The sequence below is a fragment of the Glutamicibacter arilaitensis Re117 genome, from assembly GCF_000197735.1.
Lineage (GTDB): Bacteria > Actinomycetota > Actinomycetes > Actinomycetales > Micrococcaceae > Glutamicibacter > Glutamicibacter arilaitensis.
In genome coordinates this window covers 1062033-1080457 of sequence record NC_014550.1, presented here as the reverse complement: position 1 = coordinate 1080457, position 18425 = coordinate 1062033, and the positions used below count along the sequence as shown (strand labels likewise).

General features: G+C 61.9%; 15 protein-coding genes and 1 tRNA gene. 9 read left to right on the top strand and 7 right to left on the bottom strand.

Going from position 1 to position 18425, the window contains the following annotated elements; genetic code table 11:
* Positions 1–39: 39 nt before the first annotated feature.
* The 5 genes from AARI_RS05415 to AARI_RS05395 all read right to left on the bottom strand — a co-directional run bounded on the left by AARI_RS05415 (position 40) and on the right by AARI_RS05395 (position 4739).
* The gene (locus AARI_RS05415) at positions 40–951 is read right to left on the bottom strand and encodes a DMT family transporter (protein ID WP_013348322.1); all 912 of its coding nucleotides are present in this window, start codon (positions 949–951) and stop codon (positions 40–42) included.
* Between the two features lie 86 nt (positions 952–1037).
* A complete protein-coding gene (locus AARI_RS05410; protein WP_013348321.1) occupies positions 1038–1883 on the bottom strand; it encodes a phage holin family protein in 846 nt (281 codons plus the stop codon).
* Between the two features lie 272 nt (positions 1884–2155).
* Positions 2156–2231, bottom strand: a tRNA-Asn gene (locus AARI_RS05405).
* A 138-nt stretch (positions 2232–2369) separates the two neighbouring features.
* Positions 2370–3443 carry a glycosyltransferase family 4 protein gene (locus tag AARI_RS05400; RefSeq protein ID WP_013348320.1) on the bottom strand — a complete coding sequence of 358 codons (1074 nt, stop codon included), beginning with the start codon at positions 3441–3443 and terminating at the stop codon, positions 2370–2372.
* Between the two features lie 42 nt (positions 3444–3485).
* Positions 3486–4739, bottom strand: a complete 1254-nt coding sequence (locus tag AARI_RS05395; protein ID WP_013348319.1) for an MFS transporter — start codon at positions 4737–4739, stop codon at positions 3486–3488.
* 328 nt (positions 4740–5067) lie between these two features.
* On the opposite strand from AARI_RS05395, the gene AARI_RS05390 reads away from it, so the two are divergent.
* The 3 genes from AARI_RS05390 to AARI_RS05380 are packed head-to-tail and all read left to right on the top strand — an operon-like array spanning position 5068 to position 10293.
* Positions 5068–6588, top strand: coding sequence for a pyridoxal phosphate-dependent decarboxylase family protein (locus AARI_RS05390; protein WP_013348318.1), 1521 nt, complete (start codon positions 5068–5070; stop codon positions 6586–6588).
* Positions 6585–7931, top strand: a complete 1347-nt coding sequence (locus AARI_RS05385) for a lysine N(6)-hydroxylase/L-ornithine N(5)-oxygenase family protein (RefSeq protein WP_013348317.1) — start codon at positions 6585–6587, stop codon at positions 7929–7931. Before AARI_RS05390 ends, AARI_RS05385 begins: the two co-directional genes overlap by 4 nt.
* Positions 7932–7944: 13 nt before the next feature.
* Positions 7945–10293, top strand: a complete 2349-nt coding sequence (locus AARI_RS05380) for a GNAT family N-acetyltransferase (protein ID WP_013348316.1) — start codon at positions 7945–7947, stop codon at positions 10291–10293.
* A gap of 67 nt (positions 10294–10360) precedes the next feature.
* On the opposite strand, the gene AARI_RS05375 is transcribed toward AARI_RS05380, so the two are convergent.
* Positions 10361–10990, bottom strand: coding sequence for a maleylpyruvate isomerase family mycothiol-dependent enzyme (locus AARI_RS05375; RefSeq protein ID WP_013348315.1), 630 nt, complete (start codon positions 10988–10990; stop codon positions 10361–10363).
* 250 nt (positions 10991–11240) lie between these two features.
* Between AARI_RS05375 and AARI_RS05370 the strand changes: the two genes are divergently transcribed.
* From AARI_RS05370 to bioD, 6 genes are all read left to right on the top strand, one after another.
* Complete coding sequence (locus AARI_RS05370; protein WP_013348314.1) at positions 11241–11813, top strand: NADPH-dependent F420 reductase; 573 nt, start codon at positions 11241–11243, stop codon at positions 11811–11813.
* Positions 11814–11963: 150 nt separating this feature from the next.
* Positions 11964–13196: a biotin synthase BioB gene (gene bioB / locus AARI_RS05365; RefSeq protein ID WP_013348313.1), complete on the top strand. Its 1233-nt coding sequence runs from the start codon at positions 11964–11966 to the stop codon at positions 13194–13196.
* The gene (bioA, locus tag AARI_RS05360; RefSeq protein ID WP_013348312.1) at positions 13193–14557 is read left to right on the top strand and encodes an adenosylmethionine--8-amino-7-oxononanoate transaminase; all 1365 of its coding nucleotides are present in this window, start codon (positions 13193–13195) and stop codon (positions 14555–14557) included. The genes bioB and bioA overlap by 4 nt, the downstream gene beginning before the upstream one ends.
* Positions 14550–15722 carry an aminotransferase class I/II-fold pyridoxal phosphate-dependent enzyme gene (locus tag AARI_RS05355; protein WP_013348311.1) on the top strand — a complete coding sequence of 391 codons (1173 nt, stop codon included), beginning with the start codon at positions 14550–14552 and terminating at the stop codon, positions 15720–15722. The genes bioA and AARI_RS05355 overlap by 8 nt, the downstream gene beginning before the upstream one ends.
* Positions 15722–16900: a cytochrome P450 gene (locus AARI_RS05350; protein ID WP_013348310.1), complete on the top strand. Its 1179-nt coding sequence runs from the start codon at positions 15722–15724 to the stop codon at positions 16898–16900. Before AARI_RS05355 ends, AARI_RS05350 begins: the two co-directional genes overlap by 1 nt.
* The gene (gene bioD / locus AARI_RS05345) at positions 16897–17625 is read left to right on the top strand and encodes a dethiobiotin synthase (protein WP_013348309.1); all 729 of its coding nucleotides are present in this window, start codon (positions 16897–16899) and stop codon (positions 17623–17625) included. The genes AARI_RS05350 and bioD overlap by 4 nt, the downstream gene beginning before the upstream one ends.
* Here the strand turns inward: bioD and map are convergent.
* Positions 17622–18404, bottom strand: coding sequence for a type I methionyl aminopeptidase (gene map / locus AARI_RS05340; RefSeq protein WP_013348308.1), 783 nt, complete (start codon positions 18402–18404; stop codon positions 17622–17624). The genes bioD and map overlap by 4 nt on opposite strands.
* Between the last annotated feature and the right edge of the window lie 21 nt (positions 18405–18425).

Sequence of the window (18425 nt, the reverse complement as noted above, 5' to 3'; positions counted from 1 at the left end):
CACGCGTTGTAGTTTTGATAGGAATTCTGAATCTTCAGTTTATTTGGATTCAGGCATGATTTTTCCAGCTTCAGTCTGGTTCCGGCGTTCAATCACGTCCGGGTGATGCCTGGATAATGCGGTCACGCCCACGATGGCCAAGATTGCAGCCACCAGCATCAGCACGGTAACCACCATTGGGACATCAGGACGAAGTTCTCCAAGGATGCCGATTCCAATGGCAATGCCAACAATCGGATCAATCACCGTCAGACCGGCAATCACCAGATCAGGAGGACCCTTTGAGTAGGCCTTCTGGACAAAATACGAACCAAGCAGGCCTGCAACGACAACTGCCAGTCCAGCGAGCCAAGGCAGCTGCATGAAGCTGCTGTCTCCAAGGCCGAGTACGGCAATTGCAATGGTTCGCACCAGCACGGCGACGAACCCGAAAAGCACGCCGGCGCTGAGGATGTAGAAGAAGGCACCCAGCTTCTTATGGAAGAAAATCGTGGCCAATCCCACGATGCCAACGACCACTGCCAGGATCATTTCGATCAAGTGCGCTTCAGCCTCGGACACCGACTGATTGCCGTTGGTCACCGTCACAGCCAAAAGCACAAATCCCACGGAACCAATCATGCAGCTGATGATCGCAACAACCGTTGGCCGATTCATCGTCAGGTCAGTTTCCTTGGCATTAACCATCGCGGTGATCACCAGCGCAATAGCACCAATTGGCTGCACCACCGTTAGCGGTGCGCTGGCCAAGGCAAAAACATTCAAGGCCATCCCCAGGCCCATCAGTCCCAGACCGCTCGTCCAGCGTTTGTTGCTAGCTAGTTTCCCGACATTTTTGATTGTCAGGTCCAGGCCACCAACGGCGCTGCGTACGGCTTGCGACTGGAAGTGCGCGCCAAAGGCAAGACAAAAGGCACTGCATAGTGCCGCTGCAATAGCGATCCAAACCATGTCAGTGCCTTTCTAACCTAAATTTTCATGACGACGGGGCGGGTGCACGCTGGTCTTGGCCAGCGCACCGCCCCGTCGGCAAAAACCTAGGAGCGCTTGAACAATGCGCGGAGAACAGCCGCCAGCGCTACCCCAGAACCGGCCATCACGATATACGGACGGACCTGTTCTAAACGGTTTGAGCCGGCTCTGTCAGCCTCCGATTGGTCTTCGGAAGACGAAGAGGATGACGGGCGGACAAATCCCTTGGCCTTGGCCGCAGCTCCGGAGAATTTTTCCCCAGCGCTCTGGGTGAAGGAACGAACCTTGTCGATCTTGGCCAGCGGTGCCTGGACGCTCTCGCCCAGGTTGTCGCGCAGAGCCTGGATCTGACGACGACGGCGCTTGGTACGCAGCAGCAGTTCGTCAGCGCTTGGTGCCGGTGGCTTCGGTTCCTTCTTCTTATCAGCCTCGTCTTCGTCCTCAGCGGGCTTCTTCTTCAGAGGCTCATCAAGAGTGCTGACGTCGAAGGCGCTGCCATCCTTGAGCACGCCCAAGTCGTGGCGCAGGCCACGAATAGCTGCTTCCGGCTTCAACGGCAGTGCCTTCTTGACCTTGGCGTATCCACCCAATCCCAAAATGACAGCAATCAGCAAGAAGAATCCTGCAACGATCAATGCAGCTGCCCAACCTGGCAGCCAAAGAGCCAAAACATTGACCAGTGTTACTACAACGGCAATTACGAAGAGCAGCACTACCAGCAGTGCGGCACCGGCAAGCGCCGCCGCCATGCCAATGCTGATCCCCTTGCCTTTGAGTACAGTAGTCGCGAGTTTGATCTCGTCCGAGAGCTGTTGAGGAACAAGCTCCTTGAGTCCATCAACCTGCGCCTTAGCACTCTTGACGCTCGACTTAAGGCTTTCGTCAGCTTGCGTCGATTCAGCTTCAGACATGGTTTCTCCATATTCTCGATCGCTCAGCAACCGGTACATCAAACGCTAACACCCCGGTTGCCGTGGACGACTCAGTCTTCAGGCGTAAAACCCACGGCCTTATCTCATGCTGTGGGTGTATCTGTTCACGGTTCGAAAGTCTATCGTCTAATCACCTGTGGTTATAGGAGATTCGGGCGTTGGTGGGTTTTCGCTTCATTTTTTCCAACAGCAACGATCGTTTTCGGGTAAAACAAAACCTCCCAGCTGCTAATGCAGCTGGGAGGTTTCCTTGGCTCCTCCAACTGGACTTGAACCAGTAACCCTTCGATTAACAGTCGAATGCTCTGCCAATTGAGCTATGGAGGAATGCAACGAGTAATACTTTAGCACTGGCCAAGTCCGGTTTTCAAATCGGGGCCAGCACCGCAGAACACCCGTCTCATCCCTTGATTTTCCGCCCTTATCCAGCAGAAACCCGGACCTTGCCAACCAGGCAGCATCGAACTACTTTTTGTGATCTGCCGCATATCCGGCCAAGTCCAGCAGCTGCTGCGCTGACCGCTGCCAGGAGTAGCTCCCGGCTCGTTCTACGGCGCGTTGCGAATACTCCTGCCACGTAGCCTGCTCATCCAAAATGCGTACTTGGTCCGCAAAGCCCTTCGCGTCATCAGCCGATGCATACAGGGCCGCATCCTGGGCAACCTCTTTGAAGATCGGCATGTCGGTGACTACTACCGGGGTGCCCATGCTCATGGCTTCCACCAAAGGCAGCCCATAGCCTTCTTCGCGGGACAGCGTGACCAGTGCAGTGCACTCGCTGAGCAAGCGTTCGTACTCTGCGTCGCTGACACCATTGTGGAAATGGACGCGGCCTGGGGCCGGGACGAGCGCGGCCAACTCGGCATAACGCTGCTCATTGATACCGCTGAGCAGATGCAGCTCATAGTCCGGCAGGTATTCCATGGCACGGATCAAAGTTTCCACATTCTTGTATTCCATGAAGGAGCCCATGTACAGCAGTGTTTTCTTGGGTTTCTTCGCCACATCGCGGCGGGCGAAGTGTCCGGTTGGAGCATTGGACACCAGGCCAATATGCTTCTTGGTCAGTCGATGCTTGCGCATCAAATCTGCGGTGGTGTTGGAAACGGTGGCGACCGCATCGGCACGGTTCAGCAGCAGGCGCTGTGGCCAGTACACCTGGTGGAAGAGGAACCAGCCGGCCCTGATCGGGGCAGGAAGGAATTTCGGCGCATGCGGGTGCGAGTAGTAGATCAAATCGTGCAGCGTCAGGATGACCGGGTACTTGCGTCCCAACGTTCCGATGGTCTGCATCGGCGAGAACACGACATCGGGGTTGAGCTTGTTGATCTGCAAGGCCACCAGCGGTTCCAGCACGCTGGTTGGGCCTGAAATCTTCAGATACGGCACTTCGGGCAGCATCGCCAATTGACGAGTGTCATTGATCAGCATGGTGACATCGGCAAGTTTGCTTGTGGCCTCGATCAGGCCTGCGGTGTAGCGGCTGATTCCATCATGGTGGGTGATGCGGGTGTATCGGGCATCGATAACGAGTTTCACGTGCGCAGTTGCCTTTGGTTCGTCGGGCTTACGCTTTCCAGCCTAGCGGGTCGCAGAGCTGCGCATCAGCAGGAAGCAGAGCACCGCCAAGCTGGTGGCGCAAACCCACCCGATGAGCCCTGCGGTAGTTCCAAAGCTGGATCCCAGCCATCCGCCCAGCAGGCCGCCAAGGGGTACTGCGCCGAATGTGAATAGCCGCCGGGCGCTGAGCACCCGCCCGAGCAACTCCTCCGGGACAATGTCCACCACCCACGAGGAAGAGGCAATATTGAACATCAAAGCAGCCACGCCCCAACCCAAAGCTTGGACGATGAGCAGGATCAGGGAGATGGCTTCGGTGGTGAAGGCTGCCAGCAGGACGCAGCCGGCCAGCAGTGCCTGGGCGCTTCCGGTGAATACCAGCAATTTCGCCGGAGAGTAGGCACCGGAAATTCTCCCGGCGAGCGCAGCACCTACCAGGCCGCCGGCGCCGCCAACGGAGGCGAGCAGGCCGTATCCGAGTTCACCGAAACCCAGATCCTTGATGATGAAGATTGCTTCTACCGCGGAGCCGATGGCCAGCCCGAGGTTTGCCAGGGCTACCGCGAGAGTGATTGCCATCAGCGTACGGTGCTTGGCCAGATATTGCAGTCCGGAGAGTACCTTTGCTTTTTGCTTTGGTGCCGCATCGCTTGGTCCAGCACCCAGTTGCTGCCGATAGCTGCGAACCCGCAAGGCCAGCAACAGGCCGAGCAGGGCCAGGCCTGTGGCCAGGCCCAGCATTGCGGGGGCTCCCAAGAGCGTAAACCCGGTGCCAGCTACTGCTGGGATGACCACGGTCATGGTTTGGTCTGCGGCACTCAATCGGGCAATGAGCTTGCTGATGCTCGAAGTCCGATGGGCTGGATCTTCTTCGATCAATTGCGGCACTGCGGTGGTTTGCGAGGTTTCGGAGAAGACATTGCAGATACCCAGCAAGGTGCACAGCAGCATTCCCAGCGGGATCGACAGTGTCCCGGTGAACGCCAGCAGTGCCAGACAGATCAACAGCGCAAATTTTGTGCCCAGTCCGATACGCAAGACACGTAGCGCCGAGTACTTGTCCACCAAATGTCCGGCGGGAAGGCTGGCAATGACGAAAGCAAGTGAGCTGAGCATATTGAGCAGCCCCATATGCATGGCGGTGGCGCCCAAGGTGCCGACGAACACGAGGTCAATGGTGATGTCCACCAGTGAGCGTCCCGCGGCATCAGTCGCGTTGGACCCCAGCAGTAGGCGCTGGGCACCCTGAATTTTCCCCTGACTTTCGGTGGTCACGTGTCACTCCTTGCTCCAACCGTTTGAGCATACCTTTTTCGAGAGAAAAAGCAATCAAACGATTAGCGATAACTGAAAGCGCCAATAAACGGCGGATCGAACTCCGCTTGAGTAGGCAGTGCGGCACGCTTGTCAACTATCAATGAGCAGGTCAGTGCATAAGCTACCACAACATTTCCCTGCGTAAGTGGAAAATGGCGAAACTTTTCCATCTTCGGCAGAACCCGGATTACTCGGCTTGCATTAACTAACTTACCTGTGATGTTGATAGATCCTTGTTAGGTGAGCCTGACCAAATTTTAATCGTCTCTATCTGAGGAGCATGCTCATGGGTACCTCACTGCCTACCCTGCAAATCCCTGATCTCCCCCTTCCGCTTTACGACGATGCCTTGCTGTGTGCAGACACCGCCCGAAGCTACGAAACCGCATCCCATCTGGCGGCCTCCCTTGTAGCCCAGCAATTCGCCGCAGTTACTTCGCCAACTACCGGCCCGACCCCGCAACAGCTCGCAGCCAAGATCGACCGAGTCGATCTGCATCAGCCGCTGGGATCCAGCGAAGCGTCTTTTTCCGAATTGCATGAGCTGTATTTCAAGGACGCGGTCTACTTCCACGATCCGAAGTACGCAGCCCACCTCAATTGCCCTGTGGCCATCCCGGCTGTTGTCGCCGAAAACTTCGTCACCAGCATCAACACCTCGATGGACACCTTCGACCAGAGCGCCGGCGCCACCCTGATTGAACGCAAGCTCATCGCCTTCACTGCCGGGCTCATTGGCTTCGATGCCGAACAAGCCGACGGCGTCTTCACCTCGGGCGGAACGCAGTCCAATCTGCAGGCCATGCTCATAGCCCGGAACACCGCCACTGCGAAGCTGCAGGGCTCGCTGCCCGAACGCCTGGCGAACCTGCGCATCTACTGCTCGCAGGATGCCCACTTCTCGATCCGCAATGCCGCCATGCTGCTTGGCTTGGGCTACGACGCCGCCGTCGCCATCCCCACCGACGCACAGCACCGCATGGACGCGCAAGCACTGCGCGACCGCTTGGCCAAAGACCTTGCCGCCGGCCTGGTACCGATGGCCATCTCCGCCACCAGCGGCAATACCGACTTTGGCGCCATTGACCCGCTGCCTGAATTGCGTGCGATCGCCACCGAAGCCGGTGCCTGGTTCCACGTCGATGCCGCCTATGGCTGCGGGCTGCTGATCTCCAACAAGCACCGCCACCGGCTGGACGGCATCGAGCAGGCTGATTCGGTCACCGTGGACTATCACAAGTCCTTCTTCCAGCCCATCGGCTCCAGCTCCCTGGTGGTCCGCAACGCTCCAACCCTTGAATCCATCGCGCACTACGCGGAGTATCTCAACCCGCGTGCCGAGGCCGAAGCCGTCCCCAACCAGGTGGCCAAGTCGCTGCAGACCACCCGGCGCTTCGATGCGCTCAAGCTCTGGGTCACTCTGCGTTCCCTGGGTGCCACCCGGCTCGGCGACATGTTCGATAAGGTCATTGCCCTAGCCGAGGATGCCCAGCAGGAAGTCGCCATGCGCACCCAGCTGCATATGGCCGCCGATGTCCAGCTCAGCACTTTGGTCTTCTCCTTCGAAGATCCGCAGCACCCGCTGGAGCTGGCCGAGCACAATGCGCTGGCCAACCAGATCCGCCATCGCCTGTATGCCAGCGGCGAAGCAATGATTGCCGCCACCACCGTCGCCGGCAAGCGGATGCTCAAGCTCACCTTGCTCAATCCCAACACCACCTTGGCCGATATCAGCCAGATCCTCGACGCGATCTGCCGTATCGGCACCAGCATCCTGGCCGAACGCACCCTTGGAGAGAAGAAATGAATCAACCAGCCGAACACTTCGATGCCATCGCCATCGGCGCTGGTCCCTTCAACCTTGGCTTCGCCGCCCTCACCGACGGTCTCGACGATCTCAAGGTCGCGGTCCTGGATGCCAGCGAGAAGTTCGTCTGGCACCCGGGCATGATGCTGCCCGGAACCCACCTGCAGGTTCCGTTCATGGCTGATCTGGTCACCATGGCCGATCCGACCAGTAAGCACTCCTTTTTGAACTACCTGAAGGAACAGGGACGGATCTACCCGTTCTACATCCGCGAGAACTTCTACGCGCTGCGTGAAGAATATTCCAACTATCTGGCGTGGGCCGCAACGAACATCGACAGCGTGCGCTTCGGGCACCGCGTGCTGGAAGTCGAATACCGCGGGGGCCGCTACCACTTATCGGTGCTCACCGCTTCGGGGCTGAGCAGCTTCACCGCAAACAAGCTGGTGCTGGGCACCGGCACCCAGCCTTATCTGCCGCCGGTGGTCAGCGACGCAGCTCGCGGCACGGGCAAGGTGGTGCATTCCAGCGACTACATGTTCCACCGCGAGCAGCTGCTGGCCCCACGCGCAGCCGAATCCCGCCCGCAGGTGACCTGTGTACTGGGCAGCGGCCAGAGCGCCGCGGAAATCTTCCTCGACCTGCTGCGCTGCCTGCCCGAAGACGGCCACCTGATTTGGGCCACCCGCTCGGAACGCTACTTCCCGCTGGAATACACCAAGCTCACCTTGGAAATGACCTCTCCGGAATACATTGACCATTTCCATGGCCTATCCATGGAACAGCGCGACGTGCTCTCTGCGGAGCAAAAGGGCCTGTACAAGGGCATCAATGCGGATCTGATCAATGAAATCCATGAAGAGCTGTACCAGCGCAGTGTCAACGGAGCGGCCAATGTCCACCTGCGCACCGGGTGCACGGCGACCAGCATCGAGGCCGCAGCCGAACAGCTGGCCGTGACCCTGCGCCATGAACGCACCGCGCAGGATCTGGAATTCGTCACCGACAATCTGGTGATGGCCACCGGCTACCGTGCCGGAACCCCCGACTTCCTGGACGGCATCACCGAGCGCATCAACTACCTGGACGACGGGCGCTTGAACGTGGATCGGGAATACTCCATCGGGCTGGACGAAGACATTTTCGTGCAGAACGCCGAACTGCACACCCACGGCTTCACCGCTCCGGATCTGGGGATGGGAGCCTACCGCAATTCGGTGATCATCAACCGCGTGGCCGGACGCACGGTCTACCCGGTGGAAGCGCAAATTGCCTTCCAGCGCTTCGGCGCCGCCGAACTCGCCGGCCTGCCAACCGCCGACACTGCCAACTCCCGCGCCTAAGGATCAAAGCCCAATGACCAATTACACCTTCCGCACCATCTCCCTGCCCGAAGACACCGCGCTGCTGCATTCCTGGATCGCCACCGAGCACGCAGCATTCTGGGGCATGCCCACCGCAAGCGAAACCGAAATTGCCGCCGAATACCGTTCACTGCTGGAGACCGATGACTACGAAGTGCTGCTGGGCTTGGACGGCGCCGGCAGCGCGCGCTTCCTCGTGGAGCTCTACAACCCGGCGACCTCTGCCCTCGCTGAAGCCTACAATTACGTGCGCGGCGATCGCGGACTGCACTTCCTGGCCCCTGCCGCCAGCACCCCGCAGCCTGGCTTCACCCTCGATGCGCTGAGCGCTGCGGTGCAGCAGGCCTTTTCCCGTCCGGGCACCGAACGCATCATCGTGGAACCTGACCAGCGCAATAAGGCGATTCACGCCCTGAACGCCCGAGTCGGTTTCCGCCCGGTGCGCCCGGTACAGCTGGCTGAACCAGATGGTTCCACCAAGCAGGCTCTGCTCTCGATCTGCACCCGCAACGACTTTGAAACCGCAACCGGTCGCAGCCTGGATTCTTCCTTCCTCAGCCCGGAACGCTGGGAGCGCGCCAACCGCCATGTCTTGGCCAAGGCCTTGGGCGAGTTCTCCCACGAGCGCCTGCTGGAACCGGCCGATCACGGCGAGAACCGCTACTCGGTGCAGAAGGACGGACACCGCTACAGCTTCACCGCCCGCCGCTACCAGTTGAATCACTGGCTGGTTGATCCGCATTCGCTGGAACACCAGCAGTTCGCCGACGGGATCTGGCACCAGGCCGAAGTTGATGCCATTGATTTCATCACTCTCTTCTACCGGGAGCTGACGCTCTCCGAAGCCCAGCTGCCCACCTACCTCGAAGAGCTCTCCTCTACCCTGTCCAGCCACTGCTACAAGCAGGTCCACGCCACCCATGATGCCGCGCAGCTCGCGCAATTCCCCGGCGATGCAGCGCAGTCCTTCCAGCTCATTGAATCCTCCATGACCGAGGGCCATCCATGCTTCGTTGCGAATAATGGCCGCATGGGCGTGGGCCGCAGCGACTACCTGCGCTATGCACCGGAAACCGGTGCTGCGCTGCGCCTCGGCTGGGCCGCGGCCCACAAGTCCCGGGCGCAGTTCGATGCCATCGACACCTTGGACTACGAATCACTGCTCTCCGGCGAGCTGCACCCGGCAGAACGCCAGCGCCTGGACGACGCGCTGGAGGCTGCCCTGTTCGGCACCGGATTATCTGCAGAAGACTACATCTTCATGCCGGTGCACCCTTGGCAGTGGGAAAACCGCCTCTCGATTACCTTCGCCAACGACATTGCCCGCAAGCAGCTGATCTGGCTGGGCACCAGCGAAGACGAATACCAGGCACAACAATCGATCCGCACCTTCTTCAACCTCTCCAATCCCACCCGGAACTACGTGAAGACCGCCATGTCCATCTTGAACATGGGCTTCATGCGCGGCTTGAGCGCTGAATACATGAAGGTCACACCGGCCATCAACCAATGGCTGGGCGAGCTATTCGAGAATGATCCGGTGCTCTCCAGCCAGCCTGTGGCCTTGCTGCGAGAAATCGCGGCGGTGGGCTACCGGAACCCGCAGTTCGAAGCCGCCACGGACAAGAGCGCGCCGCAGCGAAAGATGTTCGCTGCCCTGTGGCGCGAATCCCCGATCAGCACGCTGGGCAACAACGAGAAGCTGGCCACCATGGCGAGCTTGCTGCATGTCGATGTCCACGGCAAGTCCTTCGCCGGAGCGCTGATCCGGCGCAGTGGCCTGGACCCGCAGACGTGGCTCAACCAATATCTGGATGCCTATCTCATCCCGTTGGTGCATTGCCTGGCAGCATACGATTTGGTGTTCATGCCGCACGGGGAGAACGTCATCATGGTGTTGGAAAACGGTGCCGTCAAGAAGGTGCTGCTCAAGGATCTGGGAGAAGAGATTGCGGTGCTTTCGGACCGGGTGGAACTGCCCGAAGAAATCCGCCGCGTGCGCACCGGCGGCGACCCGGTGCTCTCGGTCTTCACAGATGTCTTCGATTCCTTCTTCCGCTTCCTTGCGCCGCTGCTGGATGCCGAGGGCCTGATAAGCGAGGAAGAGTTCTGGAAGTCCGTCGTTGGCCGCTTGCTGGATTACCGTGACCGGCATCCAGAATTCACCGAACGCTTCGATGAGTTGGGCCTGTTTGCCCAGAGCTTCCCCCTGTCCTGCCTGAACCGCTTGCAGCTGCGCAATAACCAGCAGATGCTTGACCTCACTGACCAGTCCGGCGGACTGCTCTACGCCGGTGATTTGGAGAATCCACTGGCTAGCGCGCTAGCCCCGCTGGGCTAGCCCCTGACAGATCCGCATCGCGCCGCACGGTATTCGTGCGGCGCGATGCTTCTATCTGATGCGTCTCTCAGCCAAGCCGGCGTTGCAGCTCCTGAACGCCGTCACCTTCCAGCTGCGGCAAGCCGTGCCTCCGTCCAGCCAGAACCATGACAATATCCAGCAGCTTGCCACGCACCTCAGGACCGGTTCCAACGGCAAATTCCTGATCGACCGCAACGATTTTCAGACCCTTGGCCAAAGTTTTGCTGTTGACCGCGAAATTATCGGATACGAAGAATTCGGCCACTTCCCTTATTGATTCGGCTCCCGGCTGCAGTGTGATCCCCAGGGGAACCGCGATGTCCTGGCTGTGGACCACCACTTCCCCCAGCAGTGCCGGAACCGAGTTCAGTGCCGCTATGGAGTTGCCGCAAGAATTCTGGAAATTATCGAAGGTCTGGTCAGGGGAATCGCCAAGGAACTTCTCCAGCAGCCGCGCATTGTGCCGATCGGTATTGAAGCCGCTGCGGAGCATATTGGCCAGCCAGGCCCCGGTGGCCGTAGACCCCGCGGCTGCTATATGGGCAACGATGTGGCGTACCGTCCATGGCGGGCACAGAGATTCTTGCTGCCAGTGGCTCTGGTTCAGGTTTCCCAAGAATTCGCATAGCGTCTCGCGTTCGGCGCGTACCAGCGACCACAGCTGCGTTGTGTCCATCGAGTTACTCGCTTTCCCACTCTTCTCGTTGTTTCTGCCATCCTACCCTCATTCGATTTCTCGGGGCCTCACGTCGCTTCTGATCATTATGTTTCTGCTCAGGATCTGTTGTTCCTCGACCCTGTTTCAGCGCCGGCACGAGGGCACTTGCGGAAAGGTAAAAAGAATTTTCCCAAATATACTTGACACTTCAACTTTAGTAGGTTTAGTATTTAGTTAAAGCTTCAACCAATCAACTCAGGGAGTCCTCATGGTCAACGTCAGCATCATCGGTACCGGCAATATGGGTCAGGCAATTTCATCGGTCCTCAACAAGGGCGGCGCCACCATCCAGATGCTCGGCTCGGGCGACTCGGCTACCGCAGCCTACGGCGACATCATCGTACTGGCCGTGCCGTACCCAGCCATCGAAAGCATCATCGCCGAACGCGGCGAGCAGTTCGCAGGGAAGGTTGTCGTCGACATCACCAACCCGCTGAACTTCGAGACCTTTGACTCGCTCACTGTGCCAGCTGACAGCTCAGCCACGGCCGAAATCGCCAAGGCGCTACCGGAAGCTACGGTCATCAAGGCCTTCAACACCAACTTCGCCGCAACCATCGCCGAAGGCCAGGTCGGTGGCACCCAGACCGCCGTGCTGATCGCCGGTGACGACGAAACGGCCAAGGGCGAGCTGTCCGCACTGGTCACTGCCGGCGGACTGCGCGCCATCGATGCCGGCGCCACCAAGCGCGCTCGCGAGCTGGAGGGCATCGGCTTCATGCAGATCTCGCTGGCCGCAGGCGAGAAGATCGAATGGACCGGCGGCTTCGGAATCAACTAGCACCACCCGCTGTACGCGACGCGACTCAAGCCCCTGCATTGAACAATGTTCAATGCAGGGGCTTTTTCGTGTACATTAGTGCCTTAATTGAACACCGTTCAAGTCGAAGTCGCGTCACCTCAGCGGCCAAGGAACCAGGCGAAGGAACCCATGAGCATCTCCCCGCAGCGCAGCACCACGATTGATTGCACCGAACTGGCCACCCGCATCGAGCAGGGCCATGAGCTCAACGCCGAGGAGGCGCTGGAATTATTGTCAGTGGATGACGCAGAGGTCTTCCGGCTCGTCGCTGCCGCCGGCATCTTGCGGCGCAAGCACTTCGGCAACACCGTCAAGGTCAATTACCTGGTCAATTTGAAATCCGGTCTCTGCCCGGAAGACTGCACCTATTGTTCGCAGCGTTTGGGCTCCAAGGCCGAAATCCTGAAATACACCTGGCTCAAGCCCGAAGAGGCGGTGCACCAGGCCGGCTTGGGCATCGCCGGCGGAGCGTCACGGGTCTGCATGGTCGCCTCGGGCAAAGGCCCGACCGACCGGGATATCGACCGCGTCGCCGCGATGATCGGAAGCCTGAAGGAAGAACACCCGCAGGTGGAAGTCTGCGCCTGCATCGGCATCCTCAAAGAGGGCCAAGCGCAGCGGCTCAAGGCCGCCGGCGCGGATGCCTACAACCACAACCTGAACACCGCAGAGTCCCTCTACCCGGACATCTGCAGCACCCACAGCTACGCCGAGCGCGTCTCCACCGTGGAACAGTCCAAGTCTGCTGGGCTTTCCCCCTGCTCCGGACTCATCGTCGGGCTCGGCGAAACCGCTGAGCAGCTGGTTGAGGCGATTTTCGCCCTGCGCGCATTGGACGCCGATTCCATCCCGGTCAACTTCCTGATGCCCTTCGACGGCACCCCGCTTCAAGGCACCTGGAACCTGACCCCGTTGGCGTGCCTGCGCATCCTCGCCGTGGTGCGCATGGCCTGCCCTGACAAGGAGATCCGGATGGCCGGCGGACGCGAAATGCACCTGCGTTCCTTGCAGGCCAATGCGCTGGAAGTTGCCAATTCGCTATTCCTCGGCGATTACCTGACCAGCGAAGGGCAGGATGCGAAAACCGATCTGGCCATGATTGCCGATGCCGGATTCGTTGTGCTGGGCCAAGAGGACCAGGACCCAGCCAGCATCGCCCGCGCCCTAGGCGAAGCCGCCGCGCATGCCGCGCGCCAGCCGGAAGATGCGGGCAACGCCGGGGCCAATGGGTGCAGCGGATCGTGCTGCTCTTCGGATGCTTCCCCTGCCTGCGGCAGCGGGTCCTCGGGCTGCGGCCCCGCCGCCTCCCAGCCGCTTCTGCGCCGTCGCGGCGCCGGGACCCGGGAAACCCCCAACGCATGATCGCCACCGGTTCGAAGCTGCTCGCCCGGGATGCCGGGCTGCTCTGGCACCCCTATGCACCGCTGGATGACGGGGCCCGCTACGCGGTCACCGCAGCACGCGGTACCCGGCTGTCCCTGGAAGACGCCCGGGGCGAACGCCACGAGGTCTTCGATGGCATGTCCTCATGGTGGTCCGCGGTGCACGGATACCGCCATCCTGCGCTGGATGCCGCCGCGCGTGGCCAGCTGGAGCGCTTCAGCCACGTGATGTTCGGCGGGCTGACCCACCGCCCGGCGATCGAGCTGGCCGAACGACTGGTCACCCTGGCCCCCGAGGGGTTGAGCCATGTGTTCCTGGCCGATTCCGGGTCGATCAGCGTCGAAGTGGCGCTCAAGCTCGCCTTGCAATACCAGGATGCCAAGGGCCGGAGTGGACGCAGCCGTTTCGCGGCGCTGCGCGGCGGCTACCACGGGGACACCTTCGCCACCATGGGCATCTGCGACCCGGTGGATGGCATGCATTCAGCTTTCGCGCCGCTGTCCGCCGCACAGGTGTTCTTGCCCAAGCCCCCTGCGGCACGCCGCACCGAGCAAGGTAGCTGGGAGCATAGCGAATCCGGGATGCAGCAGTGGGAGCAGGCAACCCGCCGGCTGCTGGCGGCGCACGCACCTGAATTGGCCGGGATCGTGTGCGAGCCGGTGCTCCAAGGCGCGGGCGGCATGCACGTCTACCCACCGGAGGTGCTGCGGATCCTGCGCGAGCTGGCCGATGACTACGACCTGGTGCTGATCGCCGACGAGATCGCCACCGGTTTCGGGCGCACCGGGGAACTGTTCGCGGTGCAACATGCCGGGATCGTTCCGGACATCATGTGCGTGGGCAAGGCACTGACCGGAGGCTACCTCACGCTGGCCGCGATGCTCTGCACCACCAGAATCGCCTCGGCCCTGGCCAGCGGCCGCGGTGGCACCGGGTCCGCTCTGTTGCATGGTCCCACCTTCATGGGCAACCCGCTGGCCTGCGCGGTGGCCTGCGCCTCGCTCGATCTGCTCACCGGCGCTCCCGGGACCGGTTCCCCAGCCCAGGGGCCGTGGCGCGCTCAAGTCTCCGCCCTGGAAGCCGGGTTGCGCGCCGCACTGGCACCCGCCGCGCAGCTTGGCCACGTTATCGATGTGCGGGTACTCGGCGGGGTGGGGGCCATCGAACTCGACGGACCGGTGGACGTAACGGCGCTAACCCGGGCCGCGGTGGACCGTGGGCTGTGGGTGCGGCCCTTCCGGAACCTGGCCTATGTCATGCCTCCGTATACCAGCACCCCCAGCGACATCGCCGCCCTGGGCCAGAGCCTGGTCGGCGCGTTGGAGCAAGTTCATGGCTGAGCCCGCTCCACGCTGGGAGACCTGGCTGGGCACCCGCGCCCGGGTGCGCGAACTGCGCGGCTTGCAGCGCAACGATGCGCCCAGGGGCCGGGTCTTCGATCTGGCATCCAACGACTATCTGGGCTTGGCCGGACACCGGCAGGTACGCCGAGCCGCGGCCGATGCGGCGCTGGAGCACGGCGCGGGAGCCGGTGCCAGCCGGGTGGCCGGCGGGACCTTCGCAGTGCACCGGGAGCTGGAAGCCGGGCTCTGCAGCTACGCCCACCGGCAGTCGGCGCTGGTCTTCTCCAGCGGCTACACCGCCAATCTGGGGGTGCTCGGCGCCCTAGGCGGTCCGGGCAGCCTGTTCATCATCGATGCCCATGCCCACGCCAGCCTGATCGATGGCGCCAAGCTTTCGGCATCCGCGGTGGCTACCGCGGCGCACAATGACCTGGAGGATGTCGCCCGCCTGCTGCATGCCAACCGCGAAGATCCGCAGGGCAAGCCGCGGGTGCTGGTGGTGGTCGAATCCATCTATTCGGTCTTCGGGGATGCCGCGGCGCTGCCGAAGCTGGCAGCATTGTGCGCGCAGTACGGGGCGCTGCTGCTGGTGGACGAAGCCCATTCGCTGGGTGCCGTGCCCCGGGGTTCGGCGGTGCATGCGGCCGGGCTGGCCGGTGCTTCGCATGTGCTGTCTACCGCCACGTTGTCCAAGGCGCTGGGTTCCCAGGGCGGTGCCGTGCTCCTGGGCGGATCCGGCGCCCAGGCGCTGCGTGAGCAGCTGGTCAACGCGTCACGCACCTTCATCTTCGACACGGGGCTGTCCCCTGTGGCCGCGGCCGCGGCACTGGCCGCACTGCGCTTGGCCACCCCGGAGCGGCTAGCTGCCCTGCAGTCCAATGCGCGGCTGGTTTTCGAGCAGTTGCGCAGTTATTCGCATCTGGCTGACCGCGTAGACGCCGGGGCTGGAGCGGTCCACTCGGTGCGGATGTCCAGTTCCGCCGCGGCATTCAGGGCAACGGCCAAGCTGGCGGCCGCGGGCATTGCTGTGGCCTGCTTCCGCCCGCCCAGCGTGCCCGACTCGATTTCCCGGTTGAGGCTCACCGCCCATGCCCAGCACCAGGGACCGGAACTTGAAATTGCCATCCGTACGGTGGCCCGAACCATCGCCGAGGAGGATTGATGAACTGCCCCTATGCCGCCACGGCGAGCGCCCTGGACCAGGCCCCGCTGGCAGGTGACTTGCCGGCCGCCTACCCGGCCGCCATCAACCGGCGCTACCGGAGTATCGAGGACCCTGCGACGGTGCGCGCCATCCTGGCCCGACCCGAGCACTTCTCCCCCGCCAATGCGCTGGCCACCGCGGTGCCCCTTGCCCCGGCGGCACTGCGCATCCTGAGCCGGGTGAAATTCGCGTTGCCCGAGGTGCTGGCCAGTGCCTCGGGACCGGAGCATCTGGCGGTGCGGCGGATTACCGCCGGGTTCTTCAGCCCGGCCAAGGTCCGCGCCCAACGCGAGCAGGTCCGGGCCCGGGTGCGCGAAATCTGCGCAGGCTTGGATACCCGGCTGCGCCGAGGCGAGGTACTGGACCTGGGCACCGAACTGGCAGCGGTGGTCCCGGTAGAAATCATGGCGCGGATGACCGGCTTCCCGGTGCCGCCGCGCAGCAGCTTGAAGGCCTGGAGCCAGGATTCGCTGGAGCTGTTCTGGGGCTGGCCCGATGAGCCTCGACAGCTTGAACTGGCCCGCAGCGCAGCCCAATACTATGCCTGGCTGGACGGTGCCGTGCATGAGGCGGTGCAACGCGATGACGAAAATCTTTTCGCTCAGCTGCGCCGGACCGGGATTGGCGAGCGGCAATTGCGCTCCCTGGCCTATTTCCTGGGCATCGCCGGGCAGGAAACCACTTCCATGCTCATTTCCACCGCGTTGCACGCAGGCCTTCGCGATCATCGCTGGAGCGCCTTGGCCCACCGGGACACGGGTATGGCTGCCGCACGGCAGCTGGTGGGCGAAGTGCTTTCCCGCGCTTCCTCGGTGCCGACCTGGCGGCGGATTGCCACTAGCTCCATCCGGCTCGGTGACCAGGAGTTCCAGGCCGGGGACGAACTGGTCTTGCGCCTGTCTGGAGGAGAGCTGGGCACTGCCGCTGATGCCTCGCTGGCCTTCGGACACGGCATCCACCGTTGCCTGGGCGCGGGGTTGGCACGGATGGAAGCTGAACTGGTCCTCGCCGAAACTGCTCGGCTGCTGCCGACGCTGGTAGCCGACCCGAAAGCCGTGCGTTTCGGCTACTCGTTATCTTTCCAAGCCCCGGATGCGGTGTTCTGCCGCTACCCGAATGAATCGAGGCACCCATGATCCACGTCATCACCGGAACCGACACCGAAGTCGGCAAAACCGTATCCACCGCAGTGCTGGCCGCCAGGGCGCTGCAGTTGGGGCAAAGCGTGGCCATCTACAAGCCGGCCCAAACAGGGGTGCAGGGCCAAGAACCCGGCGATGCGCAGGATGCGGCCCGCTGGCTGGGGCATCCCGAGAGGCTGACGGCTTCCGAGGGTGTGCGCCTAGCCGAACCCATGGCACCGGCGGACGCGGCCCTATGCGCCGGATTGGATCCTGTTCTAGCCCTGCCGAGTCTGGACAACCATGTGCAGCGGATCCGCGAATTGGCCGCAAGGCACGATGCGGTGCTCGTCGAGGGTGCCGGCGGGCTGCTGGTGGAGCTGACGGCGCAGGGGCAGAACATTGCGGATCTCGCCGCAACGCTCAGTGCCGAGCTGGTGGTGGTGGCCCGGCCGGATCTGGGTACATTGAACCACAGCGCGCTCACTTTGGAGGCCTGCCTTGCGCGCGGCTTTGATCGCGGGACACTGCTGCTGGGCAGCTATCCGGCACAGCCCTCGGTCCTGCATGCCCGGAATTTGGATAACTTGCGGCAGCTGGCGGCAGGCCGTGGCTGGCACTTCGCCGGGGCGCTGCCCGCGAACCTGGTGGCGGATCCTGCCGGCAGCCGCGGCGCATTGCACCGGGCCGCCGGCTCCTTGGAATGGCGGCAAGCAGCCGCCCCGGTCACCGCGACTTAGGCCAACGGGCCACTGGGCAGGGTGAGAATCTCCGCTCCGGTCTCGGTGATCGCAATGGTGTGCTCGGTGTGTGCGGTGCGGCAGCCGGTGGCGCTGCGCAGGGTCCAACCGTCGCCGTCGGTCACCAGCTTGTTGGTATCGGCCATGACCCATGGTTCGATAGCCAGCAGCAGACCAGGGCGCAGCGTGTAGCCTCGGCCCTGGCGCCCATCGTTGGAGACATGCGGGTCCTGATGCATGGTGCTGCCGATGCCGTGGCCACCGAATTCCATGTTGACCTTGTATCCTTCGGCGGTGAGCACCGACCCGATGGCGAAGGACAGGTCACCGACCTTGGCTCCGGGACGCGCTTGGGCAATGGCCGCATCCAAGGCGCGCTGAGTGGTTTCGATCATTTTCAGGTCTTCTGCACGCGCAGCGGTGCCAACGATGAAGCTGATGGCCGCATCGGAGGCGATGCCCTTCAAGGTGACGGCCAGATCCAGCGTAAGCAGGTCGCCATCGGCCAGCTGGTAGTCGCGAGGCAAGCCATGGAGTACGGCATCATTGACGCCGGTGCAGATGTAATGGCCAAAGGGCCCGCTGCCGAAAGACGGGGCGTAGTCGACATAGCAGGATTCCGCTCCTGCTTCTTCGATCATTTCCTTGGTCCATGCGTCGATCTCCAGAAGGTTGGTGCCGACCTGCACGCGGTGCTTGAGCGTATTGAGGATGTTTCCGACAAGGCGTCCGGTCTCGCGGGCGCGCTCTACTTCACTGGCGGTGAGAATCTCGATCACTCCAATTACTATACCGGTATT

Coding starts and splice junctions, on each gene's coding strand:
- AARI_RS05385 (WP_013348317.1), top strand. CDS start 6,585: ATGAATCAACCAGCCGAACACTTCGATGCCATCGCCATCGGCGCTGGT.
- AARI_RS05355 (WP_013348311.1), top strand. CDS start 14,550: ATGGCTGAGCCCGCTCCACGCTGGGAGACCTGGCTGGGCACCCGCGCC.
- AARI_RS05375 (WP_013348315.1), bottom strand. CDS start 10,990: ATGGACACAACGCAGCTGTGGTCGCTGGTACGCGCCGAACGCGAGACG.
- AARI_RS05390 (WP_013348318.1), top strand. CDS start 5,068: ATGGGTACCTCACTGCCTACCCTGCAAATCCCTGATCTCCCCCTTCCG.
- AARI_RS05415 (WP_013348322.1), bottom strand. CDS start 951: ATGGTTTGGATCGCTATTGCAGCGGCACTATGCAGTGCCTTTTGTCTT.
- AARI_RS05370 (WP_013348314.1), top strand. CDS start 11,241: ATGGTCAACGTCAGCATCATCGGTACCGGCAATATGGGTCAGGCAATT.
- bioD (WP_013348309.1), top strand. CDS start 16,897: ATGATCCACGTCATCACCGGAACCGACACCGAAGTCGGCAAAACCGTA.
- bioB (WP_013348313.1), top strand. CDS start 11,964: ATGAGCATCTCCCCGCAGCGCAGCACCACGATTGATTGCACCGAACTG.
- AARI_RS05380 (WP_013348316.1), top strand. CDS start 7,945: ATGACCAATTACACCTTCCGCACCATCTCCCTGCCCGAAGACACCGCG.
- bioA (WP_013348312.1), top strand. CDS start 13,193: ATGATCGCCACCGGTTCGAAGCTGCTCGCCCGGGATGCCGGGCTGCTC.
- AARI_RS05350 (WP_013348310.1), top strand. CDS start 15,722: ATGAACTGCCCCTATGCCGCCACGGCGAGCGCCCTGGACCAGGCCCCG.
- AARI_RS05410 (WP_013348321.1), bottom strand. CDS start 1,883: ATGTCTGAAGCTGAATCGACGCAAGCTGACGAAAGCCTTAAGTCGAGC.